This is a genomic window from Streptomyces sp. NPDC048751 (assembly GCF_043198595.1).
Classification (GTDB): domain Bacteria; phylum Actinomycetota; class Actinomycetes; order Streptomycetales; family Streptomycetaceae; genus Streptomyces.
The window spans coordinates 385255-403985 of sequence record NZ_JBICUX010000005.1; the positions used below are offsets into that span (position 1 = coordinate 385255).

Below are 18731 nucleotides of genomic sequence, written 5' to 3' on the forward strand. Positions count from 1 at the left end.
CTGCCGCACTTTCCGGGCGGTTCGGTGTCGCGCGCACTATCGTCCAGTGCGGACGGCACGACGAGGGGGGCCGAGCGATGCGTTTTCTGTTTGTCCACGGCACGGGGGTGCGCGGCGAACGGCACGACAAGGTGTTCGGGCGGGTCCGGGACCGTCTCATCGAGCGGTTCACCGAGGCCACGGTGACCTCCTGCTTCTGGGGGGAGAAGTTCGGGGTGCCCGAGGGCGCGGGGAGATCGTCGGTCCCCGGGAACCGTGGGACCCGCGCCGTGGGCGACGAGGCGGTGGCTCCGCCGGACCAGGAGGCGGCCGAGTGGGCGCTGCTGCTGGCCGACCCGCTGTGCGAACTGCGGGTGCTCGCCGACATCGAGGGCGCCTCCGCGGACGACGGACTCGGCCTTCCGGGGGTGCGGGCGGCGGGCTCCGAGGTACTGGACCTGTTGGCCGAGTTCCCCGCGGATCCCGACGAGTCGGACGAACTCGGCGGGCTGCTGCGGAGCACTGACCTGGCCCGCCACTACCCGCGCGCCCTGGAGACCGTCCTGACCTCGGACGAGGCCGACCGTGCCGCTGCGAACGCCCTCGAGGAGCCGGAGGTCAGGGAGCTGGCCGCCGCGGTCGCCCGCGCCCTCGTGGCGGACGCCCTGGCCCGGGCCGGCGCCGACGCGCAGTGCACGGGTGCCGAAAGGGACCGGATGGTCGAGGTGATCAGGGCCAGGCTCGGAGGCGAGGCGCGGTTTCCCGGCGGCCGGGCGGCGGCGGTGCTGGGAAAGCTCGCCCTGAGCGTCACGACCCAGCCCGCCCTCAACCTGTGGCGGGGGTCGATCACGGGGAAGGCCACCCCGTTCGTCGGGGACATCCTCCGCTACCAGGTCAGAGGGCAGGCCCTGCGCGACCACCTGCACCGCACCATCACCACCGACGAGCCGACCGTGCTGATCGGACACAGCCTGGGCGGTGTCGCGCTCGTCGACCTGCTCGCACAGAGCGCCACCCGGGGCGAGCCCCTCCACGGCCCCCGGCTTGTGGTGACCGTCGGCTCCCAGGCCCCGTTCCTGCACGCGCTGGGCGCGCTCACCGGTCTGGAGCCGGGCGACCCGCTGCCGGACGGTTTCCCCCGCTGGCTCAACATCTACGACCGGCAGGACCTGCTGGCCTTCCTCGCCGAACCGGTCTTCCCCGACGACCCCAGGGTCACCGACCACGAGGTGAGCAGCCGGCAGCCGTTTCCCCCGAGTCACAGCGCGTACTGGAAGCTCGGTGGCGTCTACGAGGGGATCGCGCGAGCCGTGGCGGAGACCGGGTGACCGACCGCGACACCCTCATCCCCCCGACCTTCAGCCCGGAGCGCACGTTCGCGCTCGTCGTCGGCGTCGAGCAGTACGCGATCACGTCGGGCTGGAACCTGCGCGGCCCGGCCCGCGACGCGCTGCGGTTCACCCAGTGGCTCACCGGCCCCGGACAGGTGCCACCGGACAACGTACGGCTGTTGCTGTCACCGCTGGACCCGGAGTGCCTGGACTGGTCGGCCGGCGCACAGCTCGCCGCCCTGGAGAACCGGTGGCGGCCCGCGACCGAGGAGAACGTGCGCAACGCGCTGTTCCGTGAACTCCCCGAGTGCGACGGCGACATGCTGTGGATCTACTGGGCGGGGCACGGCTTCCTCTCGCCCGAGGAGCGCTGGATGATGCTGCCGTGCTCCGACGCCCACCGAGGCGAGATCCGGCATCTCAACCTGACGTCCGCGCTGAGCTGGTGGCGCACCGACCTGGTGAAGAGGGGGTGCTTCCAGCTCCAGGCGGCCCTGGTCGACGCGTGCCGCGTCGAGGTGCCGCGGGGCAGCGCGCTGAACTTCGGCCGCTTCCAGTACGGGCGCGGCCAACGCTGGACCAGTCCGAGGCAGTTCGAGTTGTACGCCTCCCGCGAGGGCGAGGCGGCACGGAACGACGCGGAACGCGCGGCCGGCCAGTTCACCGATGTCCTGCTCGACGAACTGGCGGACCGCGCCCTGGACGACTGCGTAGCCGGCCTTCCGGACGTCGGCCGCCGGGTCCACCGGCGCTTCGAGGAACTGCGCCGGGACAACGAGGGCTGGCAGCACCCCCAGTTCATCAGGGACCGGGACTGGAACGCCTGCTCGTTCCTCGACGACCGTCCGCAGCCGCCCCCGCCGGCGGCCACCCGGCTCGACCAGCCCGCATGGGACGGCCTGGGAACGCTGTTCGCGGACCGGTCCCTCCCCCGGCACAGTTACGACGCCTACACCTGGGCTTTCAAGGTCACGGGCTGCGCGGCTCCGGTCCACGCGGGGCTGCCCGGCGACAACCTGACCGAGATCGCCCTCGACCTCGACGAACGGCAGGGACACCGTGAGGGCACTCCTTTGACCCTGCCGTTCGTGCGTTTCCTGGCCGAGCGTGCCCGAGCCACCGACCCGGACTGGGCGGCCCGGCTCAGCCAGTGGGTCGAGGACACCCGGCGACGGCTGGGCGCAGCGCCGCTGCCACCGCCGCCGTCCCCGGCCCGCAGCACCGTGCTGCACGTGCGGCTGGAGCCCGCCACCGACGGCGACGACCTCTATCTGGCCCGCATGTGGCTGCGCCGGGACACCACCACCGCCATCTGGGAGTCGGAGGACCACCCGCTCACCCTGGACCAGGCGCGGGAGGAGCTGTGCCGTCAACTGAGGCGCGCGGCAGAGCTCTTCGGCGCCGCCTTTGTCCCAGAGGCGAACGCCTGCGTCGAACGCGTCGAGTTCCACGTGCCGTTCGAGCTGCTGGACGTCCCCTTCGACCAGTGGGCCGTGCCGGGCCGGCGCGGCCGGACACGTCCCCTCGGTGTGCTGCACCAGGTCGTCGTCCGCTGCCCGGAGGAACGGGACGACGCGCGCGCCTCCTGGGTGCGCAAGTGGAGCTGGCTCGAGGCACAGGGCGGTACCTTCCCGGACGCCGTACACGTCGTGGCGGACCATCAGGTGACCGACACCCTCGGTGTCGACCTAGGCATCGCGGAGCCACCCGCCTGCGTGGTGGCCTCGGGCAGCCGTACGGAGGCTGTGCTCGACGCGGCACTGGAGGGTGGCGTACCGGTGACGGTGTGGTGGCGCGACGGCGGACCGTCGCAGGGCGGCGCCGAGGCGGCGGAACTGGCCGCGCTGCTCGCCACGGAGGGCGCCGCACCGACGACGAACGTGCTGACCCTGCCCCGGCAGGTCCACGCCCTGCGCCGCGAGCGGGCCGGGGCCGCGGTGGCGGGCGCTGCCGAGAGCCGACTGGCGCTGCTGTGGGACGATCCCGACCACCCGATGGACGTCCGGACCCTGCACGGCCCGGAAGCGACGGACCCATCCCGACCATGAAGGAACCAGGGGGTGCCCCGATGCCGGGGACGGAGCAGGACTGGTGGCTCTACCAGGGAGCAGGCACCACCGAGGAGCGCCGCGAGCGACTGAAGGCCACGCCCGCGCCGCCATGGCGCGAGTTCACCGACACGCCCGAGCCGTCCTGCCCGCCGCCGGCCTGCGAGGGCGAGGCCTGGGAGCGGACCGTGAAGCGCGGCGAGGGGTACGTCCCCGACGATCACGAGACCGATGTCGTCAACACCGCCCTGTACCTGCGCCGACCGCTCCTCGTCACGGGCAAGCCGGGTGTCGGCAAGTCGACCCTGGCCCACAGCATCGCGGCGGACCTGGGGCTCGGACCCGTGCTGCACTGGCCGATCACCAGCCGCACGGTCCGACGCGACGGCCTCTACCTCTACGACGCCATCGGCCGCCTCCAGGAGGCCAACCTGCACCGGGCGCTCACGACCACGCCCGGCCCGACGGACGCGCCCCCTGCGGCCGGGGACGAAGTCGGTGGGGAGACGGCGGCCGCGGAAGGGCAGCAGCTCTCGTCGATCGCGCGCTTCCTGCGGCTGGGCCCGCTCGGCACCGCGCTGCTGCCCCAGGACCAGCCCAGGGTGCTGCTGATCGACGAGATCGACAAGAGCGACATCGACCTCCCCGGAGATCTGCTCACCCTGTTCGAGGACGGCGGATTCAAGATCCCCGAGCTGGCGCGCATGGCGGGCGACCAGCCCGAGGTGGCCATCGCCACCGACGACGCGCAGGACAGGTACGTGACGATCAGGCGCGGCCGGGTGCAGTGCCGCTACTTCCCCGTCGTGGTGCTGACGAGCAACGGCGAGCGGGAGTTCCCCCCGGCCTTCCTGCGCCGCTGCGTGCGCCTCGACCTGAAGGCACCGGGCAAGGAGAAACTGGCCCGCATCGTGCGCCGATGGCTCGGCGTCGACGTGGAGGAGTCGACCGAGTACGGGCGGCTGCTCCAGGACTTCATCGACCGCGGCGCCGACGGGGACCTGGCGACGGACCAGCTCCTCAACGCCATCCAGCTCCGGCTCAGCCGGACCTGGACGAACCCCGCGGACCGCGAACGGTTCCTCGACACCGTGATGCGGCACCTGACGGGGCCCCAGGCGTGACCGGCCGGCGGCGCCCCCTCCCCGGGAATCGAGCCGACCCGTGATCGAGGAGCTGCTCGCCGCGTTCGCCGAGGACGGCACCGATATCGGCGTGGACGAGGCCGCCGACATCCTGTGGCTGGCCGCACGGGTGGGCGCCGCCGCCCGCACCCCACGCACCGAGCCGCCCGCCCCCGAGCCGCCGCGCCCGGCACCCGGCCCGCCACGGCCTCCCGCACCGGCCCGCGAGGCGGAGGTGGAGCTCTTCACCAGGAAGTCCGCCACCACGGCTCAGGAGGACGAACAGGGCGGTGCGCGCCGGGGCGTGCCGCTGCGTGTACCGCGTGCCGCCTCACTGCGCGACCCGCTCGGCCTCATGCGTTCACTGCGCCCCCTCGGGAGACGAGCCATCGGCGGCCCGGGCGACCGGCTGGACGAACAGGCGACCGTGGAGCGCAGCGTCGAGCAGCGGCTCCCGTGCCCGGTGCTGCTTCCCGCCGAGAGCAGATGGCTGGACCTGGCCCTGGTCGTCGACACGCACCACTCGATGTTCCTGTGGACCGACCTGGTCGACGAACTGCGCCGAGTCCTGACCAGCAGCGGCGTCTTCCGCGACGTACGGACCTGGTACCTGTCCGGCACGGCCCACGGCGGGGAGCCCGGGGTGGCCCACCGGCCAGGCGACCCGCCGCGCAACCCGGCGGAGATCGCCGACCCGTCGGGGCACCGGCTGATCCTCGTGGTCACGGACACCGTGGCCGACGGCTGGGGGCAGGGGGCGCTGCACGACGTACTGCGTCACTGGAGCGGACACAACTCCGTGGCCGTCCTCAACGTCTTGCCGGAAAGGCTGTGGTCCCGCGCCGCCGTACGCCCGGTGTCGCTGACGCTGCGCGCCGCCCGCCCGGCCCGGCCCACCCGGTTCTGGCAGCGTTCCGCCGCACCACGTCGTACCCGTGCGCGGCGCCGCGGCGGCTCCGTGCCGACGGCCGCGACACCGCCCGTGGTGCCCGTGATCTCCGCGTCCCCGCAGAGCCTCGCGCGACTCTCCCGCCTCGTCTCTGGCGACGCCGGCCGGCACCGCCTGGCCTGCCTGAGCCTGGACGCGCGACAGGCTGCCTCGGAGGGCGGCACCGGTACCGAGCCCTCGGTCACGTCCCCCACGACGGACGGCACCGCAGACCCGCTGGACGTCGTGGAACGCTTTCGGGCGGGCGCTTCCCCCACAGCCCAGCGACTCGCCGCCTACCTGGCGGCGGTGCCGCTGACACTGCCCGTCATGTCGCTCGTACGTCAGTCCCTCCTGCCCGGCTCGGAGCACGGGCACCTCGCCGAGGTGGCCCTCGGCGGGCTGTTCGAACCGTGGGGTACGACCGATGCCGACCTGCCGCCCGACGACCTGACGTTCGACTTCCTGCCAGGCGTACGCGACGCGCTGCTCGGCTCCCAGCTGCGCGGCGACGTGGCCGCCGTGCGGGAGCTGGTCCGGCAGAGCGTCTGGGACCACCTCGACCGGGGCCGGGGCACCGGCAGGGAGTTCACGGCGACCCGGGTCGGCCGGGACGCGACCGGGCGGCGCCGGGTCGGCGCGGACCAGGAGGCGTTCGCCGAACGGCGGCCCCGCGGGGCGGGGCCGGAAGCCGGGCCGAGGGAGACGGACTCCCCGCTCGGCCCATCGCCGATCGGGCTCGCCAGTCGGGTGGTTCGTGTCTCACCCCTGGCCTCCACGGGCGGCGACGGCGCCGTCGGTCTCCTGCTCACACCGAACCTGGTGCTCACCTGTCTGTTGGCCCCGCCCGGCGGTGACCCGGGGTACGTCGTGTCCGTCGACGGCCGGAACACCTACGCCTGGGCCGTCTGGAGCGAGGGCCGTACGCCCGGTGCCGCCCTGCTCCTCACCCAGGAGGACATCCTCGACGAGGACACGTGGGCGCGGCGCGCACCGGAGCGGCTGCGCTGGACGCCCAACGGGGCCTCCGCACCGATGCCGGTGGACATCGACGCCTTCTCCGATGTCGGTGATCCGGTCCGGCTGGGCGCGGAGACGCACCCCGCGGGAAACGTGCTGAAGGTCGACATCACCGCGCCCCACCCCACGACGGGGTGGCCTCAACTCGCGGGGGCACCGCTGTCCAGGGACGGCGAGTTCAGCGGCCTGATCGTGGGGAGGGACCGGGCGGGGGAGAGGCTTGTCGCGCTGTCCGCGAGCCGGTTGCTCGGTGAACGGGAGTTCCGACAGGTACTGGACCAGGCCGGTTATGTCCCGTACCCATCTGGGTGGGCGGGCCCACTGCGCCTGGCCGTTGACATCAAGCTGTGGGAGCGGCGATCCGACCTCAACAACAGCGGCGAACGGGCCGGGCGCGAAGTGGCCGATCTGTTCGTCGAGTTGATGGCCGGAGAGGCGATCGACGGCACGGTCTCGCAACAGGTCGGACCGGGCGGGCCCGATCTGCTCGTGGAACTGGACGCTCCGTCCGCCCTGCCCGGCCTCGGCCGCCTCCTTGCCGAACTGCCCGACCGGCTGGCGGCGTACAGAGTCCGGACAGGTACCGGGCTGATTCTCGGAATGGCGGTCGCAGAGGCGTCCGAAGGGCCGGACGCCGCTGCGATGGTCAGGAACCCGGAATTCAGCCATCGGCTTGAACGGACGGTGAGGGAGGTCACGGGCTCGCTGCTGCTCGCCGTGTCCGCCCGCGCGCGTTTGCGCATGATCAGGGCCCTGGACGCGGGCGGTTCCAGATGGTTCACCCCCTTCGCCACCCTGCCTCCCGATGCCTTCCTGGACTGGTTCTGGAATGACGATCCCGCACGCCTCGGACAGGCGCTGGCGGCGCTGACCGAAGCCGACTACCTGCGGGCTCGCTGCGGGTTCGGAGCGGCTGGCTTCATCGACGGGGGCTGCGCCGGGCGGCCGCTGCCTGGATACGGGGCCTGCGTGGAGCATCTGTCGGCCGAGGAACGGAGGCGCTACCTGGCCACCCTGTCATCTGGGACGTCGGTCGACTTCTCCGGAACGACGTTCTCGGCGGCCCTGCTCGCGGAGCTTCTGGGTGCGCTCACAAATACGGACACCACAGCCCGTCCGGTCCTGGGGCGGGCGATCTTCGACCGGGTCGTTTTCAGCGACGGCTGCGACTTCCGTGGGGTCGAGTTCTCGGGAGCGGCGCGGTTCGACCGGGCGGTCTTCGAGAGGTCCGCCCGTTTCTCCGGAGCCCTCTTCCGCGAGACCGTCTCCTTCGATCGTGCCGTGTTCGAGGGTGCGGCCGACTTCAGCGAAGCCCGGTTCGACGGCTCGGCCTCGTTCGACCGCAGCTGCTTCAGCGCTGCGGCACTGTGGAGGCGCACACGCTTCGCTGGGGCGCCGCCCTTCGACCGCACGGTGTTCGAGGGGCTGGTCGACTTGGAGGGAGCGGTGTTCGAGGGGGCGATCGACACCGCGGACAGGCGGGTGCCACGCACTGACGAGCCGTCGGGCCGCCGGGCCGACCCACGCACACTGATCGGCTCGGCTCAGTCCGTACTGCTCGGCTTCGACGGAACGCTCTGCAGGCTCTTCGCCGGGCACCGCGTCGAGGACATCGCCCGCGAACTCACCGATTGGCTCCAAGCTCGTGGCCAGGGCGGGTGGCTTCCGGCCGAGGGCAGCCGGGATCCTCACGTCCTGCTGAGCGCGGTCCTCCGTAGGTCTGGGGACAGTGATCTGGTGTCGGAACTGGACGCCCGTCTCACGGCGGAGGAACTGCGAGCCGTGAGCACCGCCTTTCCCGTCCCGTATGCGGACACCCTGATTCGGTCCCTGCCTGGGTGGGGGAAGCGGGTGGCCATCGCCACCCGCTGCTCGGCAAGGGCTGTGCAGGCCTACCTGGAAAACCGGGCACTGGCCCCCTCGGTGTCCTTCGTCAGCGGACGCTCCTTGCGCAGCGGAGCCATTCTCCGACCGACTTCGGCTCACGCTCTGAGCACTCTCGAGCCTGCCCTGAGCGCTCTGGGGACTCCCCCGAGCCGGGCCCTCATGATCGGCGCCACGCTTGCCGACCTCCGGGCGAGCCGGGAGGCGGGTGTCCCGTTCCTCGGGCTCGCGCGCAACGACCGGGCGGCCGAGGCGCTGCGCGCGGCGGGAGCGGACGTGATCGTGGCCTCGCTGGAGTCCGTCCTGTCCATGCTGGAGTGAATCAATCATCCGATGCCTCTGTTGACTTTCGGCTGGCTCAACCAGAGGATCCGGGGGTGACCCACACCGCGCACGACACCGTCGGTCCTTGCCTTCCCTCCGCTCTGGACGAGGCGGCGCACCGCTGCCTGGTCGCGGGGTTCGAGGGCACCACGACCGTCCCCGACACGCTGAAGCGGCTCATCGACCGCGGGCTGGGCGGGGTCATTCTGTTCACCCGGAACGTGCGGGACGCGCGGCAGGTCCGCGAGCTCACCGACACGTTGCGGGCGTTGCGTCCGGATCTGCTCGTCGCGATCGACAACGAGGGCGGCGGGATCGGGCACCTGGTGGGTGCGGGCGCGCCCGAGGTGCCCGGCTCGTGGGCGCTCGGCGTCGTCGACGACCCCGCCCTCACCGCCCGCTGCGCCGACGCGCTCGCCGGGCACCTCGCCTCGCTCGGCATCACCGCCTCCTACGCCCCCGTCGCCGACGTCCAGCAGCGGCCGGAGAACCCGATCGTGCGCACCCGCTCCTTCGGCGCGGACCCCGAGCTGGTCTCCCGGCATCTGCGGGCCTGGATCGCGGCGACCGAGGCACGGGGTGTCGCCTCGTGCGCCAAGCACTTCCCCGGACACGGCGGCACCGTCACCGACAGCCACCACGAGGCGGCCGTCGATCCACGGCCGTACGACGCGCTCGACCTCGCTCCCTTCCGGGCGGCGATCGACGCGGGGGTGCCGATGCTGATGAGTGCGCACGTCGTCTTTCCGGCGCTCGATCCCGATCGTCCCGCCACCCTCAGCCCCAGCATCCTGGGCGGGCTGCTGCGGGACGAGATCGGCTTCGACGGGGTGCTGGTCAGCGACGCCCTGGAGATGAGGGCCATCGCCGACCGGTACGGCGAGGCGGCGGGCGCGCGGCTCGCGCTCGGTGCCGGGGCGGACCAGGTCATCGTGGCCGTACCGGAGCTGGCCACCACGCTGGCCTGCCGGGACGCGGTGCTCCACGCGCTGTACGCCGGGGAGCTTTCGGCGGAGCGGGTGGAGGAGGCCGCGGGGCGGGTACGGCGGCTGGCGGAGCGGTACGCGGTCCGGGCGGGGGCCGGTGTGGTGGCCGGCGGGCCGGCGGGTGTGGGCGCCTCGAGCGTCGGTGCGGCCGGGTCCGGGGTGCTGGGGGTGGGGTCCGTGGGCGGGGAGTCGGGTGCCGCGGTCTCCTGGGACGTCAGTGCCGGTTCGACGGCGGCGCGGCGGGCCGTGCGCCTCCGGGAGCCGCTCCCGGAGGCCGTCCCCGGCGCCCATGTCGTCGATCTCTTCCCACTGCCGCACCCCGCCCTCAACTGGGGCGGCGAGGACCTGCTCACCGAACTGCGCGCCCTCGACCCGACGGCCACGGGGACGGCCGTCGCCGGGGAGCCCGAGAGCGCCGAGGCCGTCGTGGACGCGGCGCTGCGGGCCGCCGACGGGCGTCCGCTGGTGGTGGCCGTGTGCGATGCCGGGCTGCACCCCTGGCAGGGTCGCCTGCGCGACGCGCTCCTGGCGGCCCGGCCGGACGCGGTGCTGGTGTCGACCGGGTTGCCGGAGGCGGCGGACGGTGCGGGGGTGGTCTGCTCGTACGGGCGGGGGCGGGCGAACCTGCGGGCGGTGGCGGAGGCGCTGGCCGGCGTGTGACCGTCACTCCGGGCGCAGCACCTCCTTGATCCCACGTGCCGTGAGATGGTCCGCGTCGTCCGCGTGCTCGGCGAGGACCACCGCCGGGCGGGCGCCCTCGGTGCGCAGGCGCATCCAGGTGTCGAAGAAGGCGCCGCCCGGGCCGGACACCGAGCGGGTGGAGGGGGTGCAGTCCAGGACGAGGGCCGTGTCGCGGGGTGCGGGCGGGGCGGCCTCGGCGCGGAGGGCGGTGATCGTGTCGGTCAGGGCCTCGGCGATCGGTTTGGGACGGCCGGTGGCGTCGAAGAGGCCGAGGGTGTATTCGAGTTCGGGGTAGTCGGCCAGCGCGCGGTCCACGTCGTGGGAGCACCACCAGGTCACGCCCCACAGGTCCGTGCAGTCGGCCGCGTTCCGCAGGGTCGCGCGGGCGAAGTCCGGGGCGTCGGCCGCCGGGATGTGCGGTTCGGGCGCGCCGGTCTCCTGGACCCAGACCGGGCGGGCGGGGTCGGTGGCGTAGGCCTTGGCGAGCTCCACGCCGTACTCGGCGAGGTGCCGCACCTGCGGGGAGCGGGCGCCGTAGCGGCGGGCGCAGTCGCCGGAGAACACCCACGGGTGGACGGTGGTCAGATCGCCCTTGCGGGCGGACGCCTCGGGCGTGAAGGGGTGGTCGTCGCCGTACCAGGCGGCGTCGTACGCGGAGTGCGTGACCAGGCCACCGCTCCCGCCCAGGCCGTCGCGGGCGGCGGCGAGCAGCGTGTCGAGGTAGTGGTCGACCTCGTCCGGGGTGACCGGGTTGTGCTCGACCAGGTTGTTCAGCTCGTTGCCGAGCTGGAGTCCGATGAGGTTCGGGCGGCCGGCGAGGGCGCGGCCGAGTGTGCGCAGGAGGGTGGCCTGGGCTTCTGTCGCCTCGGGGTCGCTGAAGACGTTCCGGTGGTGCCAGGTGCGGGTCCACTCAGGGTAGAAGTCGAAGCTCGACAGATGGCCCTGCACGCCGTCCACGAGGACGTCGAGGTCGAACTCGGCCGCCAGGTCGACGAGTTGCGTGATCTGATCGACGGCGGCGGGACGGATGAGAGTACGGTTCGGCTGGAGGAGCGGCCACAGGTGGAAGACCCGGACGTGGTCCAGGCCGAGTCCGGCGATCTGCGCCAGATCTTCACGCGCGTGTGCCGAATCGAAATCGTGCCAGGAGTGGAACCAGCCCCGTCGAGGCGTGTAATTGACGCCAAACCGGAGCGGCGGTGCGGGCGCGGTGGACGCGTGGGGAGCGGCGATGGGGTCCTCCTCCGGTCAGGCTTGTCTCCGCCGAATGTATCAACCACCATGGGCGCCAATGAATAATGATTTGAACCAGGATTTCGCCGCCGGTTCGCACGCCGACGCCTACGTCGTGGGCGTCGACGCCGGTGGCACCCGGACCCGCGCCGTCCTGGCCGCCGTGGCGGGCGGCGGGCCGCTGGGTGAGGGCGGCGGGGGGCCGGGGAACGCGCTGACCGTGCCGGTGCCGCAGCTCACCGAGCATCTCGTGGAGGCGGTGGGACGGGCGGTGCCGGAGCGGCTGCGGGGGCGTGTGGTCGCCGTGGCGGGCGGCTTCGCGGGGGCCGCGCGCACAGCAGACGAGCCGGGCCGGGTCCGGGCGGAGGCCGCCCTCTCCGCGGCGCTGGGGCGGCTCGGCATCACCGCCACCGTGATCGAGATCCACAGCGACATCGAGGCCGCGTTCGCCTCCGCGCCCGGGCACCCCGCCGACGGGATCGCGCTCGTGGGCGGGACCGGTGCGGTCGCGGCACGGATCGAGGGCCGCGTCTACGGGGCGACGGCGGGCGGCGACGGGTGGCTCCTCGGCGACGACGGCAGCGGCTTCTGGATCGGCCGGGAGGCCGCCCGGGCCGCCCTCCGCATGGCGGACGGCCGTGGCAGGCCCACGGTGCTGGCCGGTCTCGTGGGCCGGGAGCTGGGGGTGCCGGGGGCTGTGTTGCCGGACGAGGCCGGTTCCGAGGTCGGTTCGGGGATCGGCTCGGGGGTCGGTCCCGGCGACTGGTTGGCCGGCGGTGTGTTGCCGGGAGAGGTCTCGCTGGGGGACGCGCTGGCGGGGGAGGCCCCCAGGGGGCACGGGCTGCCGTACGGCCGTGAAGGCGGCCCGCGCTGGACCCCGGCGCAGCGTGCGGCCTACCGCATGCATGTGCTGCCCGCCGTGATGGACCGTCCGCCGGTCCAGCTCGCCCGCCTCGCCCCGCTGGTGACGCTGGCCGCCCAGGAGAAGGACCCCGTCGCCGAGGCGATCCTCCAGGAGGCGGCCGACCATCTCGCCGACACCGTCGAGGCGCTGGCACCCCGCCCGGGTGAGCGCCTCGTCGTCACGGGCGGCCTGCTCGGCCCCGACGGCCCCCTCCTGACCCCCCTCACCCACCGCCTCCGCCCCCTCGGCCTCACGATCGACCCCGTCACCGACGGCTCCCCGGGCGCGCTGGCCCTGGCCCGCCTCGCCCTCACCGACGAGGCCTGACACCCCCGCGGAAAGGACCACCATGCCGCCCCCACCTCACCCGACCGACCCGACCGAGCCGTCGCCTCCGGCGGCGGGGGCGGCTGAGGTGTTGGGCCCGGCGGCGGGCCGTGCCGAGGCCTCGTCTTCGGTGGCCGGCTCGGGTGGCCTGTCGGGTTCGGTGGTCGGGTTGCCCGGTGTGTTGCGCCAGGTGGCTGACGCGTCGGCGGTCGGCTCGGTCGAGGGGTCGGGTGCGGCGGCCGGGGCCGCCGCTCCGCACCCCCCGGCCGCCAGCGCGGAGGCACGGCATCTCACGGCGGAGTCGGCCGGGCGCCCCCGTCCGTCGGCCCAGGGGCACTCGCGCGGCACCGGAACCCGCACTGGCGCCATCGGCGGCGGAGGGCCGGCCCTGCCTCCGTACCGCGACCCCGACCTCCCGCTCGCCGCCCGCGTCGCCGACCTCCTCTCCCGGATGACCCTCCGCGAGAAGGTCGGGCAGCTCAACCAGCGGATGTACGGCTGGGACGCCTACCGGCGCACCCCCGACGGGAGCTTCGAGATCACCGAGGCCCTGTGTGCCGAGACGGACCGCTTCGAGGGGCTCGGGGCGCTCTACGGGCTGATGCGGGCCGACGCCTGGTCCGGGGTCGGGCACGGGAGCGGGCCGGGGGCGGGGGACAGCGCGGACCTCGCCGATCTGGTGCAGCGGCATGTCGTCGAGCGCAGTCGCCTCGGCATTCCCGCGCTGTTCGTGGAAGAGGTCCCGCACGGCCACATGGCCCTGGACGGCACCGTCCTGCCGGTGAACCTCGCCGTGGGGGCCACCTGGGACCCGGAACTGTACGAGCGTGCCGCCGCCCATGCCGCCGCCGAACTGCGGGCCCGCGGCGGGCACGTGGCACTCGTCTCCGCGCTGGATATCGCGCGCGACCCGCGCTGGGGGCGGACGGAGGAGTGCTTCGGGGAGGACCCGTACCTGGCCGCCCGGCTCACCGAGGCACTCGTGCGGGGCATGCAAGGAAGGGCAGAGGGGGCGGACGCGTACTTCGCCGCCGACAAGGCCCCCGTCGTCCTCAAGCACTTCGCCGGTCAGGGCGCCACCGTCGGCGGCCGCAACTCCGCCGAGTCCGAGCTCGGCCCGCGCGAGCTGCATGACATCCACCTCCCGGCGGCACAGGCCGGTGTCCGCGCCGGGGCCGCCGCCGTGATGGCCGCGTACAACGAGGTCGACGGCCTGCCCTGCTGCGGAAACCGCGCCCTGCTCGACGGGCTCCTGCGACAGCGGTGCGGATTCGACGGGCTGGTCATGGCGGACGGTCTCGCCGTCGACCGGCTGGCCCGCATCACCGGGGACAAGGTCTCCGCCGGTGCTCTCGCCCTCCAAGCCGGTGTCGACCTGAGCCTGTGGGACGAGGGCTTCACGCACCTGGAGGAGGCGGTCGAGCGGGGGTTGGTCGGCGAGGAGGCCGTCGACGCCGCCGTGGCCCGCGTACTGCGCCTGAAGTTCCGGCTCGGGCTGTTCGAGCGGCCGTACGGCCCGCACACGCCGCCGCCGCCGGCCCAGCGCGGGCGCGAGGTGAGCACCGCGCTCGCCCGCGCCGCCGTGACGCTCCTCCACAACGACACCGGCGTGCTCCCGATCCGCCCCGGTGTCTCCCGCATCGCCGTGCTGGGCCCCCACGCGGCCACCACCGCCCACCAGCTCGGCGACTACACCGCCCCCCAACTCCCCGGCACCGGGAGCACCGTGCTGGACGCGCTGCGCCGACTGGCCCCGCCCGGCACCGACATCCGCCACGCCCACGGCTGCGCCCTCACCGGCGACGACCGTACGGGCATCCCCGAGGCGGTCGCCGCGGCCACCGGCTCCGACGTGGCCGTCCTGGTCCTGGGCGGCAGCAGCGCCCGTACGCCCGACACGGAGTTCGACGCCAACGGAGCCGCGCGCACGGTCGTCTCCGAGATGACCTGCGGCGAGGGCGTCGACCTCGCCGGACTGCGCCTCGGCCCCGCCCAGCACGCCCTCCTCGACGCCGTCACTGCGACTGGCACGCCCACGGCGGTCGTCCTGGTGCAGGGCCGCCCGCACGCCGTCCCCGAGGCGGCGGACCGCGCGGCCGCGCTGCTCACCGCGTGGTACCCGGGGCCGTGGGGCGGCGACGCCGTCGCCGAGGTGCTGCTCGGGCTCGCGGAACCCGTCGGCCGCCTCCCGGTCTCCGTCCCGCGCTCGGCGGGCCAACTCCCCGTCTACTACAACCACAAGGACACCGAGTACGGAGCCTACGCGGACGACAGCGCCGAGCCGCTGTACTCCTTCGGGCACGGGCTGTCGTACACGAGCTTTGCGTACGGCCCGCCGCGGGCGGACGGACGGACCGTTCGGGTCGACGTCACCAACACCGGGCAGCGGTACGGCCGTACCGTCGCCCAGCTCTACATGCGCCGCCTGCGGGCCCCCGTGTGGCCCCGCACCCTGGAACTCCGCGGCTTCCAGGCCGTCGACCTGGCGCCGGGCGAGACCCGCACGCTCGCCTTCCCGCAGGCCAGCGCCGGTCCCGGGACCACGGTGGAGATCCGTGTCGCCGAGTCGGCGCGGGCCGCGCTGTCCGCCGCACCCGTCGTCCTCGACCTCAGAACTTGACGGCCCCCGCCGACACTCCCTTGTAGAACCACCGTTGCGTGATCACGAACAGCAGCAGCACCGGAATGATGGAGATCACCGACCCGGCCATGACCATCCGCTGGTCGTAGCCGAACGACGAGCTCTGCAGCCGTGACAGGCCCAGCGTCAGCGTCATGTGGTTCTCCGAGCGCAGCACGATCAGCGGCCAGAGGAAGTCGTCCCAGGCGCTGATGAAGGTGTTGATGACGACCACCATGATCGCGCCCCACGCGGACGGCAGGTACAGGTGCCGGAAGCGCTGCCACTCGCTCGCGCCGTCGAGCATCGCCGAGTCCTCGATCTCGCGCGGCACCGCCAGGAACGCACCGCGCATCAGCAGGACGTTGATGGCGCCGACGAAACCGGGCAGCCACACGCCCACCACGTTGTCGACAAGGCCCAGGTCACGGATGCTCAGGAAGAGCGACACCATGATCGACTCGAAGGGGAACATCATGGAGGCGGCCAGCACGACCCAGACCACCTTGCGGCCCTTCCAGCCGGGCTTGGAGAGCATGTAGCCGGCCGTGGTGGAGAACACCAGCTGGCTGGTGATGGACAGGACCACCACGATCAGGCTGTTCCTGATGTACGTGGCCACCGGCACCTGCTCGAAGATCGCCTCATAGGCACGCAGGGTCGGGTGGTGCGGCAGCAGGGTGGCGCCCGCCCCGAAGACGTCCTCGCTGGTGCTCTTCAGCGACGCCAGGAGCTGCCAGAGCAGCGGTCCGACGGTGATGGCGAGCACGAAGAGCAGCAACAGATAGCGGACGACGAGTTCGCGGGGGCGGCCGTAGTCCCGCCAGCGAGGCACCAGGCGCCCGCGCTTGCGCACAGCGGTCGTCATGACTCGTCCTCCTTCGTCAGGCGCTGCGCCAGCAGGGTCAGCCCCAGCGTCAGCAGGAACAGCGCCACACTGACCGCCGAGCCGTATCCGGCGTTGCCGGTCATCGGGTCCAGGCCGACGTCGCGGATGTAGAAAGGCAGGGTGCGGTCGGCGCCGCCGGGGCCTCCGGTGTAGCTGCCGAGCATGAAGATCTCGGTGAACACCCGCAGTGAGCCGATGCCGGTGAGCGTGCCGACCAGCATCATGGCCTGCCGCACGCCCGGCACGGTGATGTGCCAGAAGCGCCGGATCGCCCCGGCGCCGTCCATCGCCGCCGCCTCGTGCAGCTCGTTGGGCACGTTCCCCAGGGCGGCCAGGTAGAAGACCATGTACCAGCCGAGCCCCTTCCACAGCGTCAGGCCCATCGCGCAGAACAGGATCAGCCAGGAGTCGGACAGGAACGGGATGGCGTCCCGGATCAGATGGGCCTGCTGCAGCCAGGTGTTGATCAGTCCGTCGTCGGCGAGCAGCCACTGCCAGCTCAGGCCCACGACCACGCTGGAGGCGAGCACCGGCGTGTAGAAGGCCGACCGGAAGAACCCGATGCCGGGGAGCTTCTTCTCCACCAGAACGGCGAGCAGCAGCGGCAGCAGCACCATCAGCGGCACCACGATCACCGCGTACAGCACGCTGTTGCGGGTCGCCAGCCAGAAGTCGGGGTCGTCCAGCATCCGGGTGTAGTTGGACAGCCCGACGAAGTTCGCCACGCCGCCGAGCGGCTTGGCGTCGGTGAACGACAGCAGGACAGTGTTGAGGAACGGGAACACGCCGAAGACCGCCGCACAGAGGATGGCAGGGGCGGTCCACAGCCAGGGCAGCCACCAGCGGCGGTACAGCGCCGCGCCGTTGGCGCCGGGAGCGGGACCGGGCAGCACGGCCCGGGCCAGCCGGCGGAGGCGGGACGGGGCCGTGCCCGGCGCGGAGGTGGGCTCCGCGCCGGGCAGGGGCACCGGCTTCACGGTCTGCGTCGTCACGGTCAGCTGCCCTGCTTCAGCAGCTCGTCGGCCTTCTCCTGAGCGTCCTTCACGGCCTGCTCGGGGCTCTTCTTGCCCTGCATCGCCAGCTGCACCTGGCTCACGATGGCGTTCTGCACGGCCGGGGAGAGGTTGGTCTGGTTGGTGTCGGCCGTCTTGAGCTGGTCGGCGACGAGCTTGCGGGCCTGAGAGAAGGGATCGTCACCGGTCACGTTCTGGAAGAACGGGTCTTCCAGCGAGGCCGAGGTGGTCGGGAAGATCACCACGTTGGGGTCCTTGCACCAGGCCGTCTGGTTCTCGGCGTTGGTGAGGAACTCGGCGAACGCCAGCGCTACCGGCGCGTGCTTGCTGGTCGCGGCGACGGAGATGTACTGCGGGGCACCGGCGGAGGCGCGGCCGAGCGCGTCGTAGGGCTGCTGGCCGACGGCCGTCTTGGCGTAGACCGACGGGCTGTTCTGCTTCACGAACCGCACGAAGCTCGGGTTCGTCGAGCCGTAGGCGACCTTGCCCTGGCTGTAGAGCGTGGAGGGGTCGTTGCTGGAGGACAGCGAGTCCTTCGGCATCGCGCCTTCCTTGTACAGCTTCGCCATCCAAGCGACCCACTGGGTGGTGCGCGGGTCGTCGGCGAAGGTGGCGGTCTTGCCGTCGGCGGAGAGCGTCTTGATGTTCATCTGGTCCCAATCGGACGGTATCCGCCAGATCGGGTTGGCCATCGTCGCGTAGAACTTGCCCTTGCCCGCCTTGGCGACCTTCTCGTAGTCGGCGAACACTCCGAACAACGTCGTCGGCGGCTTCGCCGGGTCGATGCCGGCCTTCTCCAGCAGGTCCTTGTTGTACGTCAGCAGGACGCCGCCGGTGTACCAGGGGAGCGTGGTGTGGATCGCCTTCCCGGAGGCGTCCTGGAAGGTGGCGGACTTCCAGAACGACGGGACGAACGGCTTCGCGACGTCCGGGTCCTTCGCACTCAGGTCGAGCAGGTAACCGGCCTTGGTGAGGGCGGTCGCGGTCGGGGCGTTGACGTTGATGACGTCCGACAACGTACAGGCCTGCGCGTCGGCGACCGTGCGCTGGGTGAACGTGTTGTCGCCGGGGTCGTCGATCCACTTGACCGAGGTGCCGGGGTTGGCCGCCTCGAACGCCTTGATCACTCCGTTGAAGAAGCCGCCGAAGTCTTTCTTCAGATTGGTGGTCTGGAAGGTGATCTTGCCCTTGACCTCGCCCGTGAGCTTCCCGGACCCGACGTTGCCCTTGTCCACCTTGCACGCCCCGGCCGTGGCGGAGCCCTTGTTGTCGGACCCGCCGCCGGACAGGCCGCACCCGGCGGCCGTCAGCGACAGGACGACGAGACAGGTGAGGGATCCGGAAAGTCTTCTCGCACGCATGATTGCTGCCTCCTGCTGGTTCCAGACTGCTGGTTCAAATCACCAACTCTGACCCCGATTGATGAAAAGGTGGACCAGA

Annotated in this window: 10 protein-coding genes and 1 pseudogene; 7 read left to right on the forward strand and 4 right to left on the reverse strand. The window is 72.6% G+C overall.

The window, feature by feature from the left end:
* Window positions 1-77: 77 nt before the first annotated feature.
* From ACGFNV_RS18995 to ACGFNV_RS19015, 5 genes are read left to right on the forward strand one after another with little or no spacing between them, the layout of a single operon-like run.
* Window positions 78-1307: a hypothetical protein gene (locus tag ACGFNV_RS18995; RefSeq protein ID WP_393623834.1), complete on the forward strand. Its 1230-nt coding sequence runs from the start codon at window positions 78-80 to the stop codon at window positions 1305-1307.
* The gene (locus ACGFNV_RS19000) at window positions 1304-3358 is read left to right on the forward strand and encodes a hypothetical protein (protein WP_393623836.1); all 2055 of its coding nucleotides are present in this window, start codon (window positions 1304-1306) and stop codon (window positions 3356-3358) included. The genes ACGFNV_RS18995 and ACGFNV_RS19000 overlap by 4 nt, the downstream gene beginning before the upstream one ends.
* Before the next feature lie 20 nt (window positions 3359-3378).
* Entirely contained in the window at window positions 3379-4482 is a 1104-nt protein-coding gene (locus ACGFNV_RS19005; protein ID WP_393623838.1) for an AAA family ATPase, read from the forward strand.
* Window positions 4483-4522: 40 nt separating this feature from the next.
* On the forward strand, window positions 4523-8635 hold the full coding sequence (locus ACGFNV_RS19010; protein WP_393623840.1) for an SAV_2336 N-terminal domain-related protein: 4113 nt from the start codon (window positions 4523-4525) through the stop codon (window positions 8633-8635).
* Window positions 8636-8691: 56 nt separating this feature from the next.
* Window positions 8692-10284, forward strand: coding sequence for a glycoside hydrolase family 3 N-terminal domain-containing protein (locus tag ACGFNV_RS19015; RefSeq protein WP_393623842.1), 1593 nt, complete (start codon window positions 8692-8694; stop codon window positions 10282-10284).
* Window positions 10285-10287: 3 nt separating this feature from the next.
* Here the strand turns inward: ACGFNV_RS19015 and ACGFNV_RS19020 are convergent.
* Window positions 10288-11588, reverse strand: a pseudogene (locus ACGFNV_RS19020) (glycosyl hydrolase).
* An 8-nt stretch (window positions 11589-11596) separates the two neighbouring features.
* On the opposite strand from ACGFNV_RS19020, the gene ACGFNV_RS19025 reads away from it, so the two are divergent.
* Both ACGFNV_RS19025 and ACGFNV_RS19030 read left to right on the forward strand, forming a co-directional pair.
* Window positions 11597-12769, forward strand: coding sequence for an N-acetylglucosamine kinase (locus tag ACGFNV_RS19025; protein ID WP_393623844.1), 1173 nt, complete (start codon window positions 11597-11599; stop codon window positions 12767-12769).
* A gap of 451 nt (window positions 12770-13220) precedes the next feature.
* The gene (locus tag ACGFNV_RS19030) at window positions 13221-15389 is read left to right on the forward strand and encodes a glycoside hydrolase family 3 N-terminal domain-containing protein (RefSeq protein WP_393624072.1); all 2169 of its coding nucleotides are present in this window, start codon (window positions 13221-13223) and stop codon (window positions 15387-15389) included.
* Here the strand turns inward: ACGFNV_RS19030 and ACGFNV_RS19035 are convergent.
* The 3 genes from ACGFNV_RS19035 to ACGFNV_RS19045 are packed head-to-tail and all read right to left on the reverse strand — an operon-like array spanning window position 15379 to window position 18652.
* Window positions 15379-16257, reverse strand: a complete 879-nt coding sequence (locus tag ACGFNV_RS19035) for a carbohydrate ABC transporter permease (RefSeq protein ID WP_393623845.1) — start codon at window positions 16255-16257, stop codon at window positions 15379-15381. The genes ACGFNV_RS19030 and ACGFNV_RS19035 overlap by 11 nt on opposite strands.
* Window positions 16254-17270: a carbohydrate ABC transporter permease gene (locus ACGFNV_RS19040; protein WP_393623847.1), complete on the reverse strand. Its 1017-nt coding sequence runs from the start codon at window positions 17268-17270 to the stop codon at window positions 16254-16256. Before ACGFNV_RS19040 ends, ACGFNV_RS19035 begins: the two co-directional genes overlap by 4 nt.
* Window positions 17271-17272: 2 nt before the next feature.
* Entirely contained in the window at window positions 17273-18652 is a 1380-nt protein-coding gene (locus ACGFNV_RS19045; protein ID WP_393623849.1) for an extracellular solute-binding protein, read from the reverse strand.
* Window positions 18653-18731 lie beyond the last annotated feature (79 nt).

What these genes read in the sequence shown, in the direction of transcription:
- ACGFNV_RS18995 (WP_393623834.1), top strand. Translation starts at nt 78, where the DNA reads ATGCGTTTTCTGTTTGTCCACGGCACGGGGGTGCGCGGCGAACGGCAC.
- ACGFNV_RS19005 (WP_393623838.1), top strand. Translation starts at nt 3,379, where the DNA reads ATGCCGGGGACGGAGCAGGACTGGTGGCTCTACCAGGGAGCAGGCACC.
- ACGFNV_RS19025 (WP_393623844.1), top strand. Translation starts at nt 11,597, where the DNA reads ATGAATAATGATTTGAACCAGGATTTCGCCGCCGGTTCGCACGCCGAC.
- ACGFNV_RS19030 (WP_393624072.1), top strand. Translation starts at nt 13,221, where the DNA reads ATGACCCTCCGCGAGAAGGTCGGGCAGCTCAACCAGCGGATGTACGGC.
- ACGFNV_RS19035 (WP_393623845.1), bottom strand. Translation starts at nt 16,257, where the DNA reads ATGACGACCGCTGTGCGCAAGCGCGGGCGCCTGGTGCCTCGCTGGCGG.
- ACGFNV_RS19045 (WP_393623849.1), bottom strand. Translation starts at nt 18,652, where the DNA reads ATGCGTGCGAGAAGACTTTCCGGATCCCTCACCTGTCTCGTCGTCCTG.